At 63.2% G+C, this 18,848-nt stretch carries 14 protein-coding genes; 4 read left to right on the top strand and 10 right to left on the bottom strand.

The window, feature by feature from the left end:
- Window positions 1-41 precede the first annotated feature (41 nt).
- The 3 genes from V474_RS21990 to V474_RS21980 all read right to left on the bottom strand — a co-directional run bounded on the left by V474_RS21990 (window position 42) and on the right by V474_RS21980 (window position 4,065).
- Window positions 42-1,670, bottom strand: a complete 1,629-nt coding sequence (locus V474_RS21990) for a ShlB/FhaC/HecB family hemolysin secretion/activation protein (protein WP_059153368.1) — start codon at window positions 1,668-1,670, stop codon at window positions 42-44.
- A 449-nt stretch (window positions 1,671-2,119) separates the two neighbouring features.
- The gene (fghA, locus tag V474_RS21985) at window positions 2,120-2,953 is read right to left on the bottom strand and encodes an S-formylglutathione hydrolase (protein WP_059153367.1); all 834 of its coding nucleotides are present in this window, start codon (window positions 2,951-2,953) and stop codon (window positions 2,120-2,122) included.
- Window positions 2,953-4,065: an S-(hydroxymethyl)glutathione dehydrogenase/class III alcohol dehydrogenase gene (locus V474_RS21980; RefSeq protein WP_059153366.1), complete on the bottom strand. Its 1,113-nt coding sequence runs from the start codon at window positions 4,063-4,065 to the stop codon at window positions 2,953-2,955. Before V474_RS21980 ends, fghA begins: the two co-directional genes overlap by 1 nt.
- A 99-nt stretch (window positions 4,066-4,164) precedes the next feature.
- On the opposite strand from V474_RS21980, the gene V474_RS21975 reads away from it, so the two are divergent.
- Window positions 4,165-5,052, top strand: a complete 888-nt coding sequence (locus tag V474_RS21975; RefSeq protein ID WP_059153365.1) for a LysR family transcriptional regulator — start codon at window positions 4,165-4,167, stop codon at window positions 5,050-5,052.
- A 47-nt stretch (window positions 5,053-5,099) separates the two neighbouring features.
- Window positions 5,100-6,098: a GSU2403 family nucleotidyltransferase fold protein gene (locus tag V474_RS21970; protein ID WP_059153364.1), complete on the top strand. Its 999-nt coding sequence runs from the start codon at window positions 5,100-5,102 to the stop codon at window positions 6,096-6,098.
- Window positions 6,099-6,100: 2 nt separating this feature from the next.
- Here V474_RS21970 and V474_RS21965 read toward each other — a convergent pair whose 3' ends face one another.
- From V474_RS21965 to V474_RS21950, 4 genes are all read right to left on the bottom strand, one after another.
- A complete protein-coding gene (locus V474_RS21965; RefSeq protein WP_059153363.1) occupies window positions 6,101-6,646 on the bottom strand; it encodes a nuclear transport factor 2 family protein in 546 nt (181 codons plus the stop codon).
- Window positions 6,636-7,532, bottom strand: coding sequence for an SDR family NAD(P)-dependent oxidoreductase (locus V474_RS21960; RefSeq protein ID WP_059153362.1), 897 nt, complete (start codon window positions 7,530-7,532; stop codon window positions 6,636-6,638). The genes V474_RS21965 and V474_RS21960 overlap by 11 nt, the downstream gene beginning before the upstream one ends.
- The gene (locus V474_RS21955) at window positions 7,529-8,077 is read right to left on the bottom strand and encodes a nuclear transport factor 2 family protein (RefSeq protein ID WP_059153361.1); all 549 of its coding nucleotides are present in this window, start codon (window positions 8,075-8,077) and stop codon (window positions 7,529-7,531) included. The genes V474_RS21960 and V474_RS21955 overlap by 4 nt, the downstream gene beginning before the upstream one ends.
- 62 nt (window positions 8,078-8,139) lie before the next feature.
- A complete protein-coding gene (locus V474_RS21950) occupies window positions 8,140-10,512 on the bottom strand; it encodes a TonB-dependent receptor (RefSeq protein ID WP_059153360.1) in 2,373 nt (790 codons plus the stop codon).
- A gap of 726 nt (window positions 10,513-11,238) precedes the next feature.
- Here V474_RS21950 and V474_RS21945 point away from each other — a divergent pair.
- Window positions 11,239-11,781 carry a hypothetical protein gene (locus V474_RS21945; RefSeq protein WP_059153429.1) on the top strand — a complete coding sequence of 181 codons (543 nt, stop codon included), beginning with the start codon at window positions 11,239-11,241 and terminating at the stop codon, window positions 11,779-11,781.
- An 8-nt stretch (window positions 11,782-11,789) separates the two neighbouring features.
- On the opposite strand, the gene V474_RS21940 is transcribed toward V474_RS21945, so the two are convergent.
- The 3 genes from V474_RS21940 to V474_RS21930 are packed head-to-tail and all read right to left on the bottom strand — an operon-like array spanning window position 11,790 to window position 17,602.
- Window positions 11,790-13,220 carry an efflux transporter outer membrane subunit gene (locus V474_RS21940; protein WP_059153359.1) on the bottom strand — a complete coding sequence of 477 codons (1,431 nt, stop codon included), beginning with the start codon at window positions 13,218-13,220 and terminating at the stop codon, window positions 11,790-11,792.
- Complete coding sequence (locus tag V474_RS21935) at window positions 13,213-14,406, bottom strand: efflux RND transporter periplasmic adaptor subunit (protein WP_059153358.1); 1,194 nt, start codon at window positions 14,404-14,406, stop codon at window positions 13,213-13,215. The genes V474_RS21940 and V474_RS21935 overlap by 8 nt, the downstream gene beginning before the upstream one ends.
- Window positions 14,399-17,602: an efflux RND transporter permease subunit gene (locus tag V474_RS21930; protein WP_059153357.1), complete on the bottom strand. Its 3,204-nt coding sequence runs from the start codon at window positions 17,600-17,602 to the stop codon at window positions 14,399-14,401. Before V474_RS21930 ends, V474_RS21935 begins: the two co-directional genes overlap by 8 nt.
- 227 nt (window positions 17,603-17,829) lie before the next feature.
- Between V474_RS21930 and V474_RS21925 the strand changes: the two genes are divergently transcribed.
- Window positions 17,830-18,825 (top strand): LysR substrate-binding domain-containing protein, encoded by a 996-nt coding sequence (locus V474_RS21925; protein ID WP_236711387.1) that lies wholly within the window; start codon window positions 17,830-17,832, stop codon window positions 18,823-18,825.
- Window positions 18,826-18,848 lie beyond the last annotated feature (23 nt).

Below are 18,848 nucleotides of genomic sequence, written 5' to 3'. Positions count from 1 at the left end.
TTTTCACCCGGCAAGGTTTTGCGTGTACGCAAAACGGGTGATCAGAGCGTGCGCGACACGCTGAAGAAAAAGCGCGGCTTTTCGCTAATTCCTGCAAATGGTTTCTTGACAGGAATTGCTATTTGTGCAGATCCAGTCCACCCCCTTATTGGAGTGATTCGCACTCCTCCGCCTGCCGATGCCAAGGAGTAGTTGCGGCCAGGCAGGTTATACAGCGGGCGCGCATGAGAATGCGCCAAGGCGCCATCCGCATAAGCAAAAACGGTCAATCCGCGCGGGTCGGTTTTTCCTCCTATCATCCGCCAGGAAAGTTCCGCGCCGCCTGTCGCGGCTTTATCGGCCGTCAGAAATCCATCGCGAAACGCAAGGCCCGCACCTTCGCCGCCCAGGACGACCCGCTCCGTCGTAGGCAGGCGATCACTGCTATACTGCCCCCTGACCGTTGCCTTCGCGGTAATGGAAGAGCTTAGCTGTTTGACGAACGTGGTCTGCAGATTGGCCTTGCGGTAGGAGGGTTTCGAATAGCCCTCGATCTCGCGCGCGCCGAAGGCATTGAAGCCCTGGCTTAGGCTGAGCGAAACGCCGTAGCCGCTCGTATCGCCTATCGAGGACCAATTGGCCCCCAACCGCAGCGCACGGGTACGGAACCCGCCAAAGGCCGTATCGAGGTAGTAATTGCTGCTGTTGGTCCCGTCGAAAGAGGCCGTCAGCGTCAGGTTGCGCTTGTAGGAGCGGATCAGCGGATGGGCGACGACAATGCCCATCTGCTTGGCTTCGCCCTTGATGCCAAGGTCGCGAGTGCGTGTACGAACATAGGCGCCGCTCAGCCCAACCGTGGTTCCGTTGGAACCGATCGGAGTGGCATGGCTCGCGGAATAGAACTGGTAGCGGCTCGGCTGAAACGGAATATAGCCCGACAGCTGCGTTGTATCGCCTTCGCGCAGCAACCCGTTAAGCGAGAGCGCAAGCTGCGCCTGCGCGCCGGAGGTGACGTTGACGACACCGCGATTGTTGAGGTTCAGCGTCACGTCCACTTGCTTGCGCTTCACGTCTAGATCGAGCGCAAGTTCACCCGGCGTCGTCGTGGTGCGAAGGTTCGCCTGCACCGTCTGGCCAGGAATGTCGCGCAGCAGTGACAGCGTGCGTTCGATCGTCGATTTGTGGGTTGGCGTTTCGCGCATCAACCGCTTGACCTGCGCGTCGATGAGACGCTTGGGTGTGCTCCTGGACTCGCTGGCCAGCTTGTATTCGACGATACGCCCTTCGATCACGTGCACCACCAGCACACCGCCAGCTGCCGACTGCGCCGGAATGCTAACTGCATAGAATGCGATATCGCTCTTGGCATAGGCACCGCTGATCGCATTCGCGATCTTCTGGAGCATGTCCCGGTCGAGCGGCGATCCGACGAAGGGCCGCGTCGCCTGGTCCAGAGTTTCAGTCGACAGGGTCGCGCCTTCGTAGCGGACTTGACTGAGGGCGACCTGCACTGTGGTCGCCGCTTCGACGCGGGCGGGAGCCGATGGCAGTTGTATCTCAGGAGCCGTCCGTGGAATGGCCGGGCCGGCGCGGTCGAGGCGGTCACGGTCGATCGTGGGCGACTGGCTGATTGCAGGAGGATTACCCTGCGCGAAGGCATTCGCGCCCGTCAGCACCAGCAGGGCCCCCATGCCCAACAGCGCGCGGCGAAACGCATCGCGTCTGCCTGCGCCTGCCGTTCGATCCCTTTTGTCCGAAGTTGCCCTCATGATACGTGGCTGCCCGCCTGACCCTCAATCCGTCGATGGCGGCGAAAATGCCCCCTTTCATTCAGATTACGGATGCGCAGGCGGCGATCACGTCCAATTGAAGCCACTCCGGCCCTATCGCGGTTGGCGGCCCGGAAAGTGGCATTGCAAACGCGGGATGGCGTGGGGTTTCGTCAGCAAAGGGCAGTCGTCGGACGATATAGCCGTCAGTTTTGCTTAGTTTTCCCCTATCCGCCCCCGCCTATTCCTGGGCCGGCACATACGCCGATCCAATCGGATCGGGTGCGATCTTTTGTGCAAAATTACGTATCGGACCGGCTTTCAGACGCTGGACGCTTTGCGTCATGCCGCTTCTGCGTTGCCTGACGCAGTCAGTCCTTGAGGCGCTCGGAGTGCCAGGCGATGTGATCCGCCATGAACGTGGAAATGAAGTAATAGGAATGGTCGTAGCCCTCCTGCATGCGAATGGTCGCCGGCTGGCCAACCTTCTCGCAGGCGTCCGCCAGAATCTGCGTCTTGAGCTGGCCTTCTAGGAAGCCATCCGCGGTGCCCTGATCGACGAGCAGGTCCGGCAGGCGGGCGCCGTCCTCGATCAGCGCACAGGCGTCGTACTCGCGCCAGACCGTGCGATCCGCGCCGATGTAGCCGGTCAACGCCTTGTCGCCCCAAGGGCAATTGAGCGGCGAAACGATCGGCGAGAACGCGCTGACCGAGCGGAAGACGCCGGGATTGCGTAGTGCGATCGTCAACGCGCCGTGCCCGCCCATCGAGTGGCCGGTGATCCCCTGCCTTGCCATATCGGCCGGGAACTGCGCCGCGACCAGCGCGGGCAGTTCCTTCTCGATATAAGCGCGCATGCGGAAGTTCGCCGCCCAGGGCTGCTGCGTAGCGTCGACGTAGAAACCCGCGCCTTTGCCGAAGTCGTATGCTTCGTCGTCCGGCACGTCATCGCCGCGCGGGCTCGTATCCGGCGCGACGAAGATTACGCCGTGCTGCGCGCAAGCAGCACGAAATTCACCCTTTTCGGTGACGTTGGCATGGGTGCAGGTGAGCCCTGAAAGAAACCACACCACCGGCAGCTTCGCGCCGGGCGCATGATCCGGCACGAAGACGGAGAAAGTCATCTGCGTCCCCGTCTCGGCGCTCCGATGGCTATAGACGCCTTGAGTGCCGCCGTGGCTGCGGTTGGTGGAAATGGTATCCATCAGAAGACGACGACCGAACGGATGCTCTCGCCCGCATGCATTAGGTCGAAGCCCTTGTTGATCTCGTCCAGGCTGAGGACATGGGTGATCATTGGGTCGATCTGGATCTTTCCGTTCATGTACCAGTCGACGATCTTGGGCACGTCGGTGCGGCCCTTGGCGCCGCCGAACGCGCTGCCGCGCCAGTTGCGTCCCGTAACGAGCTGGAACGGGCGCGTGGCAATTTCCTTGCCCGCCTCGGCCACGCCGATCACGATCGAGGTGCCCCAGCCGCGATGGCAGGCTTCGAGCGCGGTGCGCATGACTTCGGTGTTGCCGGTGCAGTCGAAGGTATAGTCCGCACCGCCGTCGGTCAGGGCCAGAACCTCGGCGATGACTTCTTCGCGGCTCTTGCCTTTGCCGTTGATGAAGGCGTCCATGCCGAAACGGCGGCCCCACTCTTCACGGTCTGGGTTGAGGTCGACGCCGACGATCAGGCCCGCGCCCGCCATCTTCGCGCCCTGGATCACGTTGAGGCCGATGCCGCCCAGCCCGAAGACCACGACATTGTCGCCGACCTGCACCTTGGCGGTGTTCACTACCGCGCCAACGCCCGTGGTCACGCCGCAGCCGATGTAGCACGAGGTCTGGAACGGGGCGTCGGTGCGGATCTTGGCGAGGGCGATTTCCGGCAGCACGATGAAGTTCGAGAAGGTCGAGCAGCCCATGTAATGGAAAATCTGCTGGCCCTTGTAGCTGAAACGGCTGGTGCCGTCCGGCATCAGGCCCTTGCCCTGCGTTGCCCGGATCGCGGTGCACAGGTTGGTCTTGCCCGAGAGGCACGACTTACACTGGCGGCATTCCGGCGTGTAAAGCGGGATTACGTGATCGTCCGGCACCACGCTGGTGACGCCCGCGCCCACTTCGCGCACGATGCCTGCACCTTCGTGGCCGAGTATTGAGGGGAAGATGCCCTCGCTGTCCAGACCATCAAGGGTATAGGCGTCGGTATGGCAGATGCCGGTCGCCATGATCTCGACCAGGACTTCGCCTTCGCGCGGACCTTCGAGGTCCACTTCGACGATCTCGAGCGGCTTTTTCGCTTCGAAGGCAACGGCGGCGCGGGTCTTCATCTGTGCAGTCTCCTGTCTATGCGGTGCCTTCTAGCGCCTTGCAGGATTGTCGTTAATGGGGTTCTTGGGAAAAGCATTATAACCGAGTGGAAAAAATGAATGATTGGCGCCTGGGACGGCATCGAGGAATTCGTGACGGTGGCGCGCGCCGGCAGTTTCACCGCCGCCGCCCGCAGCTTCGGCGCCTCTGTCACTCACATGAGCCGCGCCGTCAGCCGGCTTGAGGCAAAGCTGGGCAGCCAGTTGTTCCACCGCACCACCCGCTCGCTGGGCCTGACGGAAGCGGGGCGCATCTTCTACGAGACCGGCAGCCGCCTGATCTCCGAGCGCGAGGATGCCATCGCCGCTGTTGCCGCGCAGGGGAGCCCGCGCGGTAATTTGCGCATCACCTGCTCCTACACGTTGGGAGAGCGTTTCATCGGTCCGATCCTGCGCGAATATGCGGCCCAGCACCCCGAATTGTCGATCGCCTGCGACCTCGACAACGATGTGGTGGACCTGATCCGCGATGGGTACGACGTGGCCATCCGTACCGGGCATCTGGAGGATTCACGCCTCGTCGTCACCCGCGTCGCCTCGCGCGCGATGGTGACGGTGGCGGCACCGGCATACCTGGCCGCGCGGGGCATTCCGCAGCGCATCGCCGACCTCAAGGACCACGACTGCCTCGTCGGCTCCGCGCCGACATGGCATTTCCAACGCGGCGAGACATTTCGCCCCGAAGGGCGCTGGCGCTGCAACAACGGGACCATGGTCCTGGAAGCCGCGCTGGACGCAATGGGCATCTGTCAGTTGCCCGCCTTCTACGCCGCCGCTCTCATCGCAGCGGGACGACTGGAGGAAGTGCTCGCGCCCGACTGCCCCGACGACGAGCCGATATGGGCCGTCTATCCGCGTCTCAAGCACCTTTCTCCCAAGGTCAGCCTTCTGGTGGCGCTGCTGAGGCGGCGGCTTCAACCTCTGCTGGCGGGCACCGCGTCAGGGTGATTATCCCACATATTTACGGATGATGTGATTTGTGGGATAAACTTCCCATGACCCGCATCCGCCCCTTCAGCGATGAACAATCGCGCCTGCTGGTGAACCTGCGCCAGCGCTACGAGGTCTGGATTGACGCAGAGCGCGCATTGGCCGCCCTACCCTACGACCTGCGGCGCAAGACGGTAGGCCAACGTGAATACCTGTACCGCATCTTCGACCGGGGCGGCAATGGCCGCAGTCTCGGCGCGATGACGCCGGAACTGGAAGCACAATTTCTTTCCTACCGTGCCGAAAAGGAAGCGCTGAAGGAACGGATCAAGGGCCTGCGCCCGGCGCTCGCGGAAAGCGCGGCGCTGTACCGGGCGCTGCGGCTGCCGCTGCTGTCCTCGGACGCCGGGCCCATCCTGCGCGAATGCGACCGGCGGGTGCTGCTCGGCTCGCACCTGCTTGTGGTGGGCACCAATGCCATCGCCGCGTACATGGCCGAGGCCAACAGCCGCATCGACCTGCCCGACGAGACGGAGGACTTCGATCTGGCCTGGGTCGCGCAGACGCAGGATGAAGAAAAGCGCGTGTGGGAAATGCTAAAAGCAGTCGACCCTACCTTCACCGTCAACATCGAGCGCGATTTCCAGGCTCGCAATGCACGGGCCTATGAGGTGGAGCTTCTGGTCGCGCCCTCTCGCGCGGCAACGCTGGGCGGGCGCGACCAGCCGCGCCCGGTGCCGCTGCCGGAGCAGGAATGGCTGCTGCTGGGCCGCCCGGTGGATCATGTGATCGGTTGCCGCGACGGCTCGCCCGCGCGCATCGTCGCACCGGACCCGCGGTGGTTCGCGCTGCACAAGCTATGGATGGCGGCGCAGGACAAACGCAATCCGCTCAAACGCCCGAAGGACCGCCTGCAGGGGCTGGCTCTGCTGGACGCGGTGGCGCAGGCAATGCCGCACTATCCGATGGGCGCGGCGTTCGAGAAAGAATTGCCGGATGAACTGGCGCCGCATTTCGAGGAATGGAGCGATCTTTCCGGGCCTTCAGCGGCGGCCGACTGGTAGGGCTACGCACACTGCACCGCGCGGCGGTTGACCAGCGGCCTTTGATACGACGGGTCTTCCTTGCTGCGCGAGGACACGCCGTTCACCGCAATGTCAGGCACATCGGCAAAAGGGATCGGCATGGGCGGCGGCAGACAGCCCCACTCGATTACGTTGGTGCGCAGCGCGATCTTCCATTCTCCGCCGCGCCGCTCCAGCCGATCAATGTAACGCCCGCCGGCGATCCACAGACTTTCGTCACGATTGCGGCCCACGAACTGGTAGTAGGTTTCCGAATGCGCAAAATCGCTGTCGAGATCGATGGTCGTCTGCAGCAGCGCATGGTGCGTGACGATCTGCCCGGCCTCATGCATCGGCACCGCCCAGTCCCAACAATCCGCCGCGCTGCCCACAAAGGGTCCGGCGGCCATTTCGGCATCGTCCCAGAACGCCGAGAGGTAGATATCGCGGTCGAAGCGGTCCATCCCGCGCGAGAAGCGGGCAAGGCACTCGGCGATGTCCTGCTTGTCGAGCAGTGCGTCGATGCGCGTCTCGCGATTACTTGCCACGATAATCGATCTCGCTGATCGGCTGCCAGATCGGCGAGCCACGCCTGGCCCGCGCAGAGGCAATCACGCTGCCGTCGACATCGGTGATGCCATATTCCTGCGCCAGTTCGGCTGTGACGAACTCCCCACCCGAGCGCTTCATCACCGCCGGATCGGCCGCCAGCGCGGCGATCACCCGGCCGGGATGTTCGACAGTGCTGCCCTGCATAGAAGTGATGGTCTTGGTCATCCGATCGCCCATCCGCGCGAGATTGTCCTGCGCCTTCTCGGTCAGCGTGAGGCCCTGCCACAGGGTGAGCGAGGCGACGCCGTGCGGCTCCAGTTCGATGGCCATGTCCCGCGCCATGCGGTCTGCTGCCGACTTCGACGTGCCGAAAATCACGCTGTAAGTATAAGTCACCGCCGCAAAGCCGGAGATCGCGACGATCAGCCCGGACCCTTGCGGCACCATGATCTTCGCCGCGTGCCAAGCCGCCACGTAGTTGGACTTCACCCCGACATCCCACATTTCGAGGTTGGAAAGCGGCTTTTCCCAGAACCCCTTGGGCTCCAGCAAATCCTCCGAAATCGTGAAGGCATTGTTGACGAGAATATCAAGCCGCCCGGATTCCGAGGCGATGCGCGCAAACAGCGCTTCCACCGCCACGTCGTCGTTATGATCGCAGGCGACGGCAACGCCCCTGCCGCCACTCACCTTACCGCGCTCGTCGCACTCGGCAGCGGTGCCGCCCACGGTGCCAGGCAAGTAATAGTCGCCCTCGCGCACGGTGCGTCCCGTGATGTAAACGGTGGCGCCCTGCTCCGCGAGGACCAGCGCAATACCCTTGCCGATACCCCGGCTCGCCCCGGTGACGAGCGCCACCTTGCCTGTCAGTGGCCCGCTCATTTCCCGTCTCCCGCAAACCAGTTTTCGCTGAAATCGCCCTTGGCGCGGCCGGAGAAATGGCCGGCGGTGAAAGGATAGCCCATCACCCCCTTCGACCAGTCCGCTGCCTGGCCCCAATCCTGCTCCCAGTCGTAGAGCATTACCCGATGCGCGATCCGCCATTCGCCATCGCCCGTTTCATTGGCGCGCTTCTCGAAGCGATCGAGATAGCGCCCGCCGATGCAGGTATCGCGCTCGCCCTTCTCGCCCATGTCGATGCGGTGGTAGGAGAACACATGCGTCTCCGCCTTTGCCGCATCGCCATCAAGCTCGATGTGGGTCTGGCCCAGCAAGTGCTGCGTGTCCTTGATCGCGTCGGCCCCCGGTACCACCCAGGCGAGATAAGTGTCGAAATCACCGCTATGGACGCCGTAGTCGAAACGCGCCCCGGGCCACCAGCAAGCGCGGATCAGGTCGGCGCTGCGCCGGTCTTCACCGCGCGCCAACCGGGCGACGCAAGTGCGGATCGCCTCACGATCGACCATTTGTTGTACCATCGCCTCCATCGCGTCTCTCCATCGCCCGTTATCGGGAACGGGGTCACCCTTCCCGATAACGGGCGAAAACCTCAGCGCGAGCCGAATGCGTAACGCACGTTGATACCGAATTCGCGCGGGGCGGTACTGGTGACCGCCGTGTAGGTGCTGGTATAGGTCGTCGCCGCAAACCCCCCTGCGGCGTTGCGGTAGGACGTGAACAGCGGGTCGCTGCGGCTCAGCGTCTTGGTGGTGTCGAAAAGGTTCTTTGCAAACAGCGAGACCTCCCATGCGCCCTTCGAATCGCGGATGCCCGCGTAAAGGTTCACCAGCCCGTACGATCCGATATCGTCGTAGACGTTGTTCGGATCGACCCGCGATGTGCCCGCGAAGTTCAGCAGTCCGCGTAAGTAGGCATTCGCATGATTGCTGATCGCGAAGTTATACTCGCTGGTAAGCGAGGCACTGAACGGCGACTGGAAGCCCGACCGCTGCGAGACCGCGCAGGCTGCAAGGTTGTTGGCATCGGTAGCCGCCTGCAACTGCCCCAGCGTTGGCGCATTAGTTGTCGCATCGGGAATGCCATCGCGGTTTAGGTCGTTGCACGGGATCACTCCGCCCTTGATCTTTCCCATTGAATAGCTGGCGACTGCGCTTACGCTGAGGCCGCGCACGACATCGAAGGAAACGTCACCCTCGATGCCGTTCACCTCGACCGGCACCGCGCCGACGAAGTTGAACTGCGAGACGACCGGGTTCGCCGGATTGGTGTAGTCCACAAAGTAGATCCCGCGTCCGCCGACACGGTAGGGGTAGTTCGTGAACTTTTGATGGTAGGCTGTCGCGTTCGCGCGCAGGCGTCCGCCCATCATCGTGCTCTTGAAGCCGACCTCGTAGGACTTCGACGTTTCCGCCGGCAGATTGATGAAGCTGCTCTCCAGTGCAGACTGCCGCTGGCTGAAGTCGCCCACGACGTTAATGCCCGGACGCCACGAACTGCCGGTGCTGGCATAGATCATGAAGTCCGGCGTGAAGTTTTGCTTCACCGAAGCCGAATAAATCCACTTCTTCGCATCCTGCCCCTGCGTGTCGGTCAGCGCGCCGTTCACGTAGAGCGCGTTTTCGGACTGGTAGGAGATCCGCCGCACACCGCCGGAGATTTCGGTGCTCGCGCCGATGTGAGCGGTCAGGTTGCCGAAGAACGACTTTTCGCGGCTGTCCCCGACGCGGCCCACTGCCGTCTGTAACACCGTTGCGATCTGCCCTGTATTAGCGCTCGTCGGAAAACCGATGATAGTCGGGCGGGTCAGTTCGGTCGGCTGGCTGGTCTTGTAGTTGAAGTAACCCACCACGTAGTCGAAGATGTCGGCGATACGCGCATCGTTCTGCAACCGGATTTCATGCGAAGTCCAGGCTGGATGCGAATAAGTTAATTGTTCAACGTCGCCAGGGAAGAAGTTGCCGAAGTCCTGATTCTCTGGTGCGCTGATTTTCTGGGTATTGTGCTGACCCTGATATATCAGCACCTGGCCCATCGCCGAAGCCTCGGCGCGCCAGTTGAAGATTTCATAGACCTGATGGATTTCCCGTGCGGTTTCCTGGATCGAACGCCGGTCGGCGGTGCTGACGTAGACGGGGCTGGCAGCCGCGTCAGGGTTGGCTTCGCTGAACGAGGCGACCTGATCGTAAGTGAACGCCCTGCGGTCCATGTACTGGTAGAGGCCCTCCAGCTTCAGCCAGTCGGTTGGCTGGACCAGCGCCGAAACGCGCCCGCTTTTGGTCCGCGAGAAGGGATCGCGGCCTGCGGTGATCGGGCGCACGCGGTCGCCTTCGTTTTCGTCCCACACACCGGCGACGCGGATCGCTGCCACGCCTTCGATCACGGGCAGGTTGAGGCCGCCTTTGAAGTTGACCGTGCCGATGTCGTTGGCGGTCATGTCGGTGAAACCACCGAGTTCATAGAGATCGGGCTTCTTGGCGCCGATGGTGATCGACCCCGAAGGTGCGGCGCGTCCACGCAGCGTCCCCTGGGGTCCGCGCTGCACTTCAATCTGGCCGATGTCGTACATCTGCTGAAGTATGGCGCCGGCGGTGATCGGGGCATCGTTGAAGTAGAATTCGACCGTCGGGTTACTGCCGCTGGCGGTAATGTCAAAGTTGACGCCGCGCAGACGCGCGTTGCCGCCGGTGCCGTTCGCTTCGGTGGTCAGTTGCAGGCCGGGAACGATGGACGCAACTTCCTTGAAGTCACGGAAGTTGAGCTTGGCCACGTCGTCCGCAGTTACGGTGTCGATAACGGCGGGAACGTCCTGCACTGCTTCGTCGCGGCGGCGGGCCTGAACGATGATCACGTCGCCTGAAACGGCGCCTTCTTCTGCAGCGGGTGCGGTGCCCTGCGCCATCGCCGGCGCTGAAAGACCCGCCAAGCTGGCCGAACACAGCAGTACAGACGAAAATAGCCTCATAACATCTCTCCCTATTCATTGGTCTTATCGTTTTGGTCGAAGCGCCGCCGCGACGAGGCCCTGAAGCCAAGTCATCGGCGATGCTGAGACCACGGATTTCGCGCAAGGCCGAACGTATGGTGCACTTGCCGGGCCATCTCGCCCGCACCTGTCCGGCCAATTGAACCCATCTGCAGACTTGCAATCGACGATTGGAGCATACGGGGGGCAGCGCGGCGAATGAAGCGGCACCAGGCAACATCTTCGTGGCGATTAATCGCCGTTTTGCCGTTCGCCGTGGCGATCTGTCACCGATTCGAAATTCAATGAACTGGAAGAAATGGCGGTAGCGACACTTTGCCGAAGCGCCGGAATAGGCAGGTTTCTCGGCTTGCCGTGTCTGTATTATAGCCGGCTCAAAGAATGCCGGATCAGCGCATATTAAAAAACGCCCGTGCAAATCACGATAGTCGAACCGCCTCGACTGGACATCCGCAGTAGATTCGAAGCCTCCACTGACCAATGGCCGAACCACTATGATGGCGGGCTTACAAGAATCGATGCTGACAAGACTCGCCGCCGGAAGAATCTCGCCTGTGACACTTTACCGGACGGTAAAGTGTCATGGCTGACAAAGCGAAAGGCCGCCCGGAAAGGGGATTCTCACGATTCCGTTTATGTGCTCTATTTTGCCTTGCTATGTTCCTTGAACCGCCCCCTCTCCCGCACCGCGGCCAGGCCAGCGACATGGCCCAGCTGCTGGACCGGGTCGCTCGTGCCAGCACCCGCCCGCGCTATGCCTTCATGGTACTGAGCCTGATCGCCGAGATCGCCCGGCCGGATGGGAGCGCGGGACCTTTCGTGATGCTTGGCGGACGCTCTACCCTGCTACGCGACTGGCTATGCGACGCACTGACGCCCATGGGTGGTCGCGATGCCAAGCGACTGATGCTGCCGCAAAAGGTGCGCGCGGAACTGCTGGCGCTGGGCAAAGTCCCTAGCGAACCCGAAGCGGCAGAAGCTGCGATCGCCGCGGAAGTCCACGAACGCATCCGCAAATCCGGCAAGACCAACCTCAGCCGTGCGGTTTCCGAACTGGTCCACGCCGGGCTGATCCGCCGTCATTACCAGGGCTTTCGGGTGGATCACCGCAACCGAGGCGCCGGCCGCCATGTCGTCTATGCGTTGGTCGGGCGAGCATGTTGCCTGATGGGACGTTCCCCGGGCGCCCCTCTCCCCGCCTTGTCCGGCAACGACGACCGAAGGCAGGGAGAGCTGCGGCTGAACTGAAGGGCGGTTTACTGCGCGCTCGCCACCGGAACATCGGCCACGCCGCCGCCCGTGGCGCGCACCAGTTCGATACTGGCCTGCATCCTTTGCGTCTGCACCGAGATGTAGGCCCTCTGCGCGTCGAGGGCGTCAGTTTGCGCGGTCACCACATCGAGATAGCCCGAAGCGCCGTCACGGTAGCGCGACATGGCGATGTCGCTGGTGCGCTGCGCTGCTTGTGCCGCGTCCTTCTGCGCAACCGAAGCGTCCGAGAGGTTGCGGATGGCTGCAATCGAATCCTCGACCTGACGGAAGGCCGTCAGCACAGTACCCCGGTAGTCGGCGGCGACTTCTTCGTACTCGGCTCGCGAAATCTTGACCTGCGCAGCGCGCTTGCCTCCGTCGAACACGGTGAGCAGGCTGGACAGCGGCCCGAGGGCCCAGAACGTGTTCGGCGTAGTCAGCAGGCTTCCGCCGGTCGTCTCCCAACCGCCGTTCGCGCCCAGTGTCAACGAGGGGAAGAAGGCGGCGCGGGCTACGCCGATACGCGCATTGGCAGCGAAGACCCGGCGCTCGGCAGCGGCGATGTCGGGACGGCGCTGCAGCAATTCGGACGGCGTCGCGATGGGCGGCTTCGGCGGATCGAGCGGGCCAACGGCGGCAGCCAGCGAGAACTGGCTGGCAAGTTCGCCGACAAGTGCAGCGATCTCGTGCTCGGTCGCGGCGCGCTGGTTGGCGACAGTGGCGACCTGCGCGCGGGCATTGCCCAGCACGGTCCGAGCACGATTGACGTCGATGCCAGAGGCGATGCCGCCGCTGCGGCGTTTGGATGTCAGGTCATAGGCGCGGGCAAAGGCGTCAACGGAACGGTCCAGCAACCGCGCCTCCGCATCGAGACCACGCAGCCGGAAATAGGCATCCGCGACAGATGCCTGAAGGCTCAGCTGCGCCGATGCCAGGTCGGCCCTGCTCGCCTGCGCCTCGGCCTTCGATGCCTTCACCTGGTTGCGAATGCGGCCCCACAGGTCCAACTCGTAAGCGATCGAGCCACCCACGACATAGTCGTTGTACCGAGCGGCCGAGCCGGTCGTCAGCGGGCGGTTCGCGGAACGCCGCTCACGCGAGGCATCGCCGCTGATCCCGGCGGAGGGCAGAAGATCAGCCTCGTTCACCCGCGCAGCCGCGCGCGAGGCGTCGTAGCGGGCAAGCGCGGCGGCCAGCGTGGGACTGGCAGCGGCGGCGCGCTGTTCCAGATCGGCCAAAACCGGGTCGTCGAAGGCGCTCCACCAGTCCCCGCGCCTGGCATCGTCGCCGGGAGCGGCGCCGGTCCAGCCGGCCACTTCCTTGAACTGCGCGGGCGGGGTGGTGACCGGCGGCTTGTAGTCGGGCGCCATCGAGCAGGCGCCCAGCACCAGCGACATCATGGCCGCCGCCGGAATCCCGGCGATCGACTTAACCATTGGGCTTGGCCCCCTTGTCGGCCCCCTTCTCGGGCGCGGCGATCTGTACCTTGTCGCCGGTCTGGATCGAGTCCGGCGGGGAATCGATCACCTTGTCACCCGGCTTTACCCCCACCGAGACGAGCACCGTCTTGCCTTCGTCCCTCGCGATGGTGACGCGGCGCAGGGTTACGCGCCCATCCTTGCCGACAAGCGCGACGCTGGGGCCGTCCTCGGCCGGAAGCACCGCGCTGCCGGGCAGGCGAAGCCCCGCCCCTGCCCCGTCGATGGGGAATTTGACGTGGGCGTAGGCGCCCGGCTTCAGCGCACCCTCGCCGTTGTCGGCCTGAAGTTCGACCAGCATGGCGCCGGACTGGGCATCGACAGAATTGGCGCTGCGCGTCAGGCTGGCGGTGAATTCCCGCCCCGGAAATTCCGGCAGGGTCAGCTTGGCCTGCATCCCTGCGCGCACCTGCGACGAATAGACCTGAGGCACGCGGACATAGATGCGCATGCGGTGTACGTCAGAAACCGTGAACAGCGGCTGCGACGCCGCATTGCCCGCCACCACCAGCGCGCCGACCTGCGCCGAACGGCTAGTGACTACGCCGCTGAAGGGCGCCGACAGGCGGGTGAAGCCGCGCAATGCGTTCAATTCGCGCACGCTGGCGAGCGAGGCGTTGGCGACTGCGGTCTTGGCCGCAAGATCGCCGACCTTCTCATCGACTTCCTGCTGCGAAACGGCATCCTGCGCGAGCATCGCCTGCCAGCGGCGCGCGGTGGATGCGGCAAGCTTCTGGTTGGCCACTGTGGTCTGGTAATCCGCCTTGGCCTGCGCAAGGCGCTGGTCGATCTCTGGTGCGTCGAGGATGGCAAGGGTTTCGCCTGCCTGCACATGGTCGCCGATATCGGCCAGCCAGCGGCGGACATAGCCGTTGGTGCGCGCGTTGATCGCGGCACTGTTATAAGCCTGGATGGTGCCCGGAAGGACCAGCCCTTCCCCGCCCTCTGCCGTAGTCGGCGAGACGACCGTGACGGTCGGCACTGCCGCGCCGGCGGCCACCTGCTCCAGATCGCTGGTGGCGTTGATCCGGGTGGCGATGCCGAACCCGACCAGTGCGACGGCGACGACGGCAGCGCCAATCCCCACGCGCTTCAGCGTGCGGCTGTCGGGTCCGGTGTTTTGCGAAGTTTCAGGTTCAAGCATGGCTGGGCTGCATTTCCACGGGAGAGGTCTGCCCGCCGCCGTTCGCACGGCGGCGATGGACGAAGCTGAACACGACAGGGACGAAGAACAAGGTAGCGATCGTTGCACAGATGAGGCCGCCGATCACGGCCCGGCCGAGCGGCGCGTTCTGTTCGCCCCCCTCGCCCAGACCAAAGGCCATAGGTGCCATGCCGATGATCATGGCTAGCGCGGTCATCAGCACCGGGCGGAAACGGACGAGGCCGGCCTGGATCGCCGCCTCGCGCGCATCGCCAAGCTCCGCCAGTTTCTCCCGCGCGAAGTTGACGACGAGGATCGAGTTGGCCGTGGCCACGCCCATGCACATGATCGCGCCTGTCAGCGCCGGCACCGATAGCGTGGTGCCGGTGGCGAACAGCATCCACACGATCCCGGCCAGCGCGGCGGGCAGCGCGGTGATGATCACGAAAGGATCGACCCAGCTCTGGAAGTTCACGACGATCAGCAGGTAGATCAGGAAGATCGCGCCCAGCAGCCCGAAGCCGAGGCCGGAGAAGGCCGTGTTCATCGTCTGGTACTGGCCGCGGATCGTAACAGTGGAGCCCTTGGGTTCCTCGGCCTTGAGCGACTGGATGGCCTTCTGAACGTCAGCCGCCACGCCGCCAAGGTCCCGGCCCTGCGGGGTGCCATAGATGTCGATCACCGGCTGGATGTTGTAGTGCGACGAGATCGGCGCCGTGCTGGAACGCGAAAGCGAGGCAAGCGCGCCCAGGGGCTGCGTCGGGATGCCGACAGCCCCTGAAACCGGGATGTCCGACAGCGCGTTCATCGAGCCGACCTGATATTCAGGCGCCTGCGCCACGACGGGGTAGGACACGCCGTTGTCCGGGTTCACGAAGAACACCGGCGCGGTCTGCGACGTACCGGCGAGCGAACTGGCGAGGCTGGTCGTCACATCCTTTTCGCTCAAGCCATACTGCCCGATGCGTGAGCGGTCGACATCGACCTGAAGCTGCGGCGCATGCGAAGGCTGCTGAATGCGAAGGTCGGCAAGACCGGGGATCTTCGCCAGCTTCACCATCAGCTTGTGCGCATAGGCGCGCGATGCCGCGACGTCCCTGCCCGCGATCTGCACGTCGATCGGCGATGGCGAACCGAAGTTGAGGATCTGGCTGGTGATGTCGGCCGGCAGGAATGAGAACGTCACGCTAGGAAACCGTCGCGGCAACTGCGCGCGCAGTTTTTCCACATACCTCTCGGTAGGTTCGTGGCCTTCCTTGAGCGTTATCAGGACGTCGCCGTCCTGAGGCCCGATGGTGCCGCTGTTGTTGTAGATCGTGTTGATCGAGCTGACCGGCAGACCGATGTTATCGGTGATCGATGCCAGTTGGTCGGCGGGAATGATGCCGTGCACCGCCTGCGTCACTTCCTCGAAGCGGGCGGCGGAGCTTTCGATGCGCGTGCCCGAAGGCAGGCGCACGTGCATCGCGATCTGGCCGGAATCGACGGTGGGGAAGAAGTTGCTCCCCAGGAACGGCAACAGCCCGAAGGACAGCACCACTACCGCCATGAAGCCGATCATGAAGCCCCGGCGTGCATTGAGCGCACGGTGCAACATCCCGATGTAGCCCGAACGCAGCTTCTCGAAACGGACCTCGAAGCCGCGCTGGAACCGCACGAAGACGTTGCGCGACCCCGGCTCGCCGGAGTTATGACTGTTCTCGCCATGCGGCTGATGCGGCTTCAGAAGGTACATCGCCATGGTCGGCACCAGCGTTCGCGACAGGATGAACGAGGCGATCATCGCGAAGACCACCGAAAGCGCCATCGGCACGAAGAGATATCCGGCAACGCCCGGCAGGAAGAACATCGGCACGAAGACGATGCAGATGCACAGCAGCGATACGAAGGCCGGCGTCACAATCTGCGCGGCGCCGTCGAGGATCGATTCGATCACTCCCTTGCCCTGTTCCAGGTGCCAGTTGATGTTCTCGATCGTCACCGTCGCATCGTCGACCAGGATGCCGACCGCGAGGGCGAGACCGCCCAGCGTCATCGCGTTCAGCGTCTGCCCGAACACCGCCAGCGCAGCGATGGCGGCCAGCACCGCCAGCGGGATCGACAGCGCGATGATGACGGTAGAACGCCAGGAACCCAGGAACAGCAGGATCATCAGCGAGGTCAGCGCCGCTGCGATCGCACCTTCGTGGATCACGCCGCTGACCGCCGCTTTCACGAACAGCGACTGGTCGCCCACCGTCAGAATCTTGAGCGAGGCGGGCAGCGTATCCTGGATCTTGGGCAGCGCGTCCTTCACCCCGTTGACCACCGCCAGCGTCGAGGCCGCGCCGTTCTTGAACACGGTGAGAAGGACCGAGCGCCCGCCATCGACATGGACGACGTTCTGCTGCTGGGCGCTGCCATCGCGGACATAAGCAACGTCGCGCATGTAGATGGTTGCGCCGTTGACGACCTTGACGGGCAGTTCGTTGAGCGCGTCGATCGAATCCGGCGCGTTGTTGAGCCTTACGCTGTACTGGGTCGCGCCGATCTTCACGAAACCGGCGGGATTGATCTGGTTCTGCGCGGCGATGGCATTGCCGACATCCTGAGCTGAAAGCCCCCGCGCCTGCAGTGCCTGCGGGTTGAGGTCGATCTGAACCTGACGCTGCTTGCCGCCCGAGGGGAACGGCATGGCAAGGCCCGGCACGGTAACCAGCTTAGGCCGGATCTGGTTTTGCCCAATGTCGAACAGCTGCTGTTCCGACAGGCCCTTGCCTGACATTGCAAGCTGCAGGATCGGCACAGTGGAAGCCGAATAATTGATGATGAGCGGCGGTGTCGACCCCGGCGGAAGCTGCCGCAGGATCGTCTGCGAGATCGATGTGACCTGCGCCGTCGCGGTGCGGATGTCGACGTTCGGCTGGAAGTAGATCTTGACGATGCCGAAGCCCTGATAGGACTGGCTTTCGATATGTTCGATGTCGTTGACGGTAGTCGTCAGCACGCGTTCGAACGGTGTGACCATACGGTCGGTCATATCCTGGGGCGGGAGACCGGCATATTGCCAGGCGACCGCGATGACCGGGACCTTGATCTCGGGGAAGATGTCGACCGGCGACTTCAGCGCCGCAATGATGCCGCCAATGCCGATCAGGATGGCCATGACGATAAACGTCAGCGGGCGGTTGAGGGCAACTTTGACGATACCGATCATCGACTTCTCCGTACGCCGTACCCTGCGGACTACCCGCAGCCTACGGCCCCTTTCGCTATCCTCTCGGGGCTTTTTCCGTCCCATGGCCGGCCGCATCGCACGGCAGTCCATGGGACCGGGCTGGAACGCCCGGAATTCGAAAAAAAGGAAAGACGCCCCGGTCGCCGTTTTTGGGAGATGCGGTTCTGGCCGGTTGCGTCACGAGGAGTTTTGCTCGCGTTTTGCCGATGCTCGTTTCAATCTTTTCTGTCCAATATATAAAGAGGCTTGATCGATACCTAAAGCATCTCAATCGTGAGGACTGTAAAACCGTGGAATTGAGGCATCTGCGCTATTTCATATGCGTCGCCGAAGAGCTTCACTTCGGTAATGCGGCGCAGCGCTTGGGCATTTCGCAGCCGCCGCTGAGCCAGCAGATTCGCGCGCTTGAAGAAGAATTAGGTGTTCGACTGTTCGACCGCACCAGCCGGCGCGTGCAACTGACCGAAGCCGGGCGCCAGTTCCTGCCCCAGGCGCATGAAACGCTGGCTCAGGCCGAGCGAGCGGCCAAGGTGGCGCGCCTAGCGCATAGCGGTGAAATCGGGCGACTCAGCCTTGGCCTGTCGCCGTCAGTGCCATTCATTGCCGAAGTCATGGACACGCTCGCCCGCTACCGCCGTTCGTTCCCCCAAGTCAGTGTCGAGTTGAACGAACTTCCCCGTGATGAACAGATTGCCGGTGTAGAGCGCCGCACGATCGATATCGGCATCGTGCGGGCATTCTCGGCGCTTGAATTGCCTGAGACGATGCAGGCCCTCCCCTTGCAGCGCGAAGGCATGGTTCTGGCCATGCGCCGCGACCATCCACTGGCAAATCTCGAGCGGGCGCTATTTTTGGCAGATATCGAAAACGAACCGCTGATCCTGTTCGGCTCCATGAACGGGGCCGGTTTCAACGAAATGCTTATGGCGCACTGCGAGATCCAGGGTTTTCGGCCGAACGTCACGCTGGAGGCCAATAGTTTCGGCACTTTGGTCGGGCTGACGGCAGCAGGTCTGGGCGTTACCATCCTGTCGCGCTCGCTGGCGCGCTTCACCATAGATACCTTGGTGTTCCGACATATCGAAATGCCATTTTCCAGTCAGCTGGTAATGTTCCATGCCCGCGACGCATCGCCCGCAACGCTCAACTTCCGCAAACTGGTAGACCAGAGGGTCAAATGGGGCTCCCTGCAACGCGTGTAGAGGCCCCTTCCCTGTCCGAGCCG

It is taken from the genome of Novosphingobium barchaimii LL02, from assembly GCF_001046635.1.
Classification (GTDB): domain Bacteria; phylum Pseudomonadota; class Alphaproteobacteria; order Sphingomonadales; family Sphingomonadaceae; genus Novosphingobium; species Novosphingobium barchaimii.
This window is presented reverse-complemented; position numbering and strand designations above follow the sequence as displayed.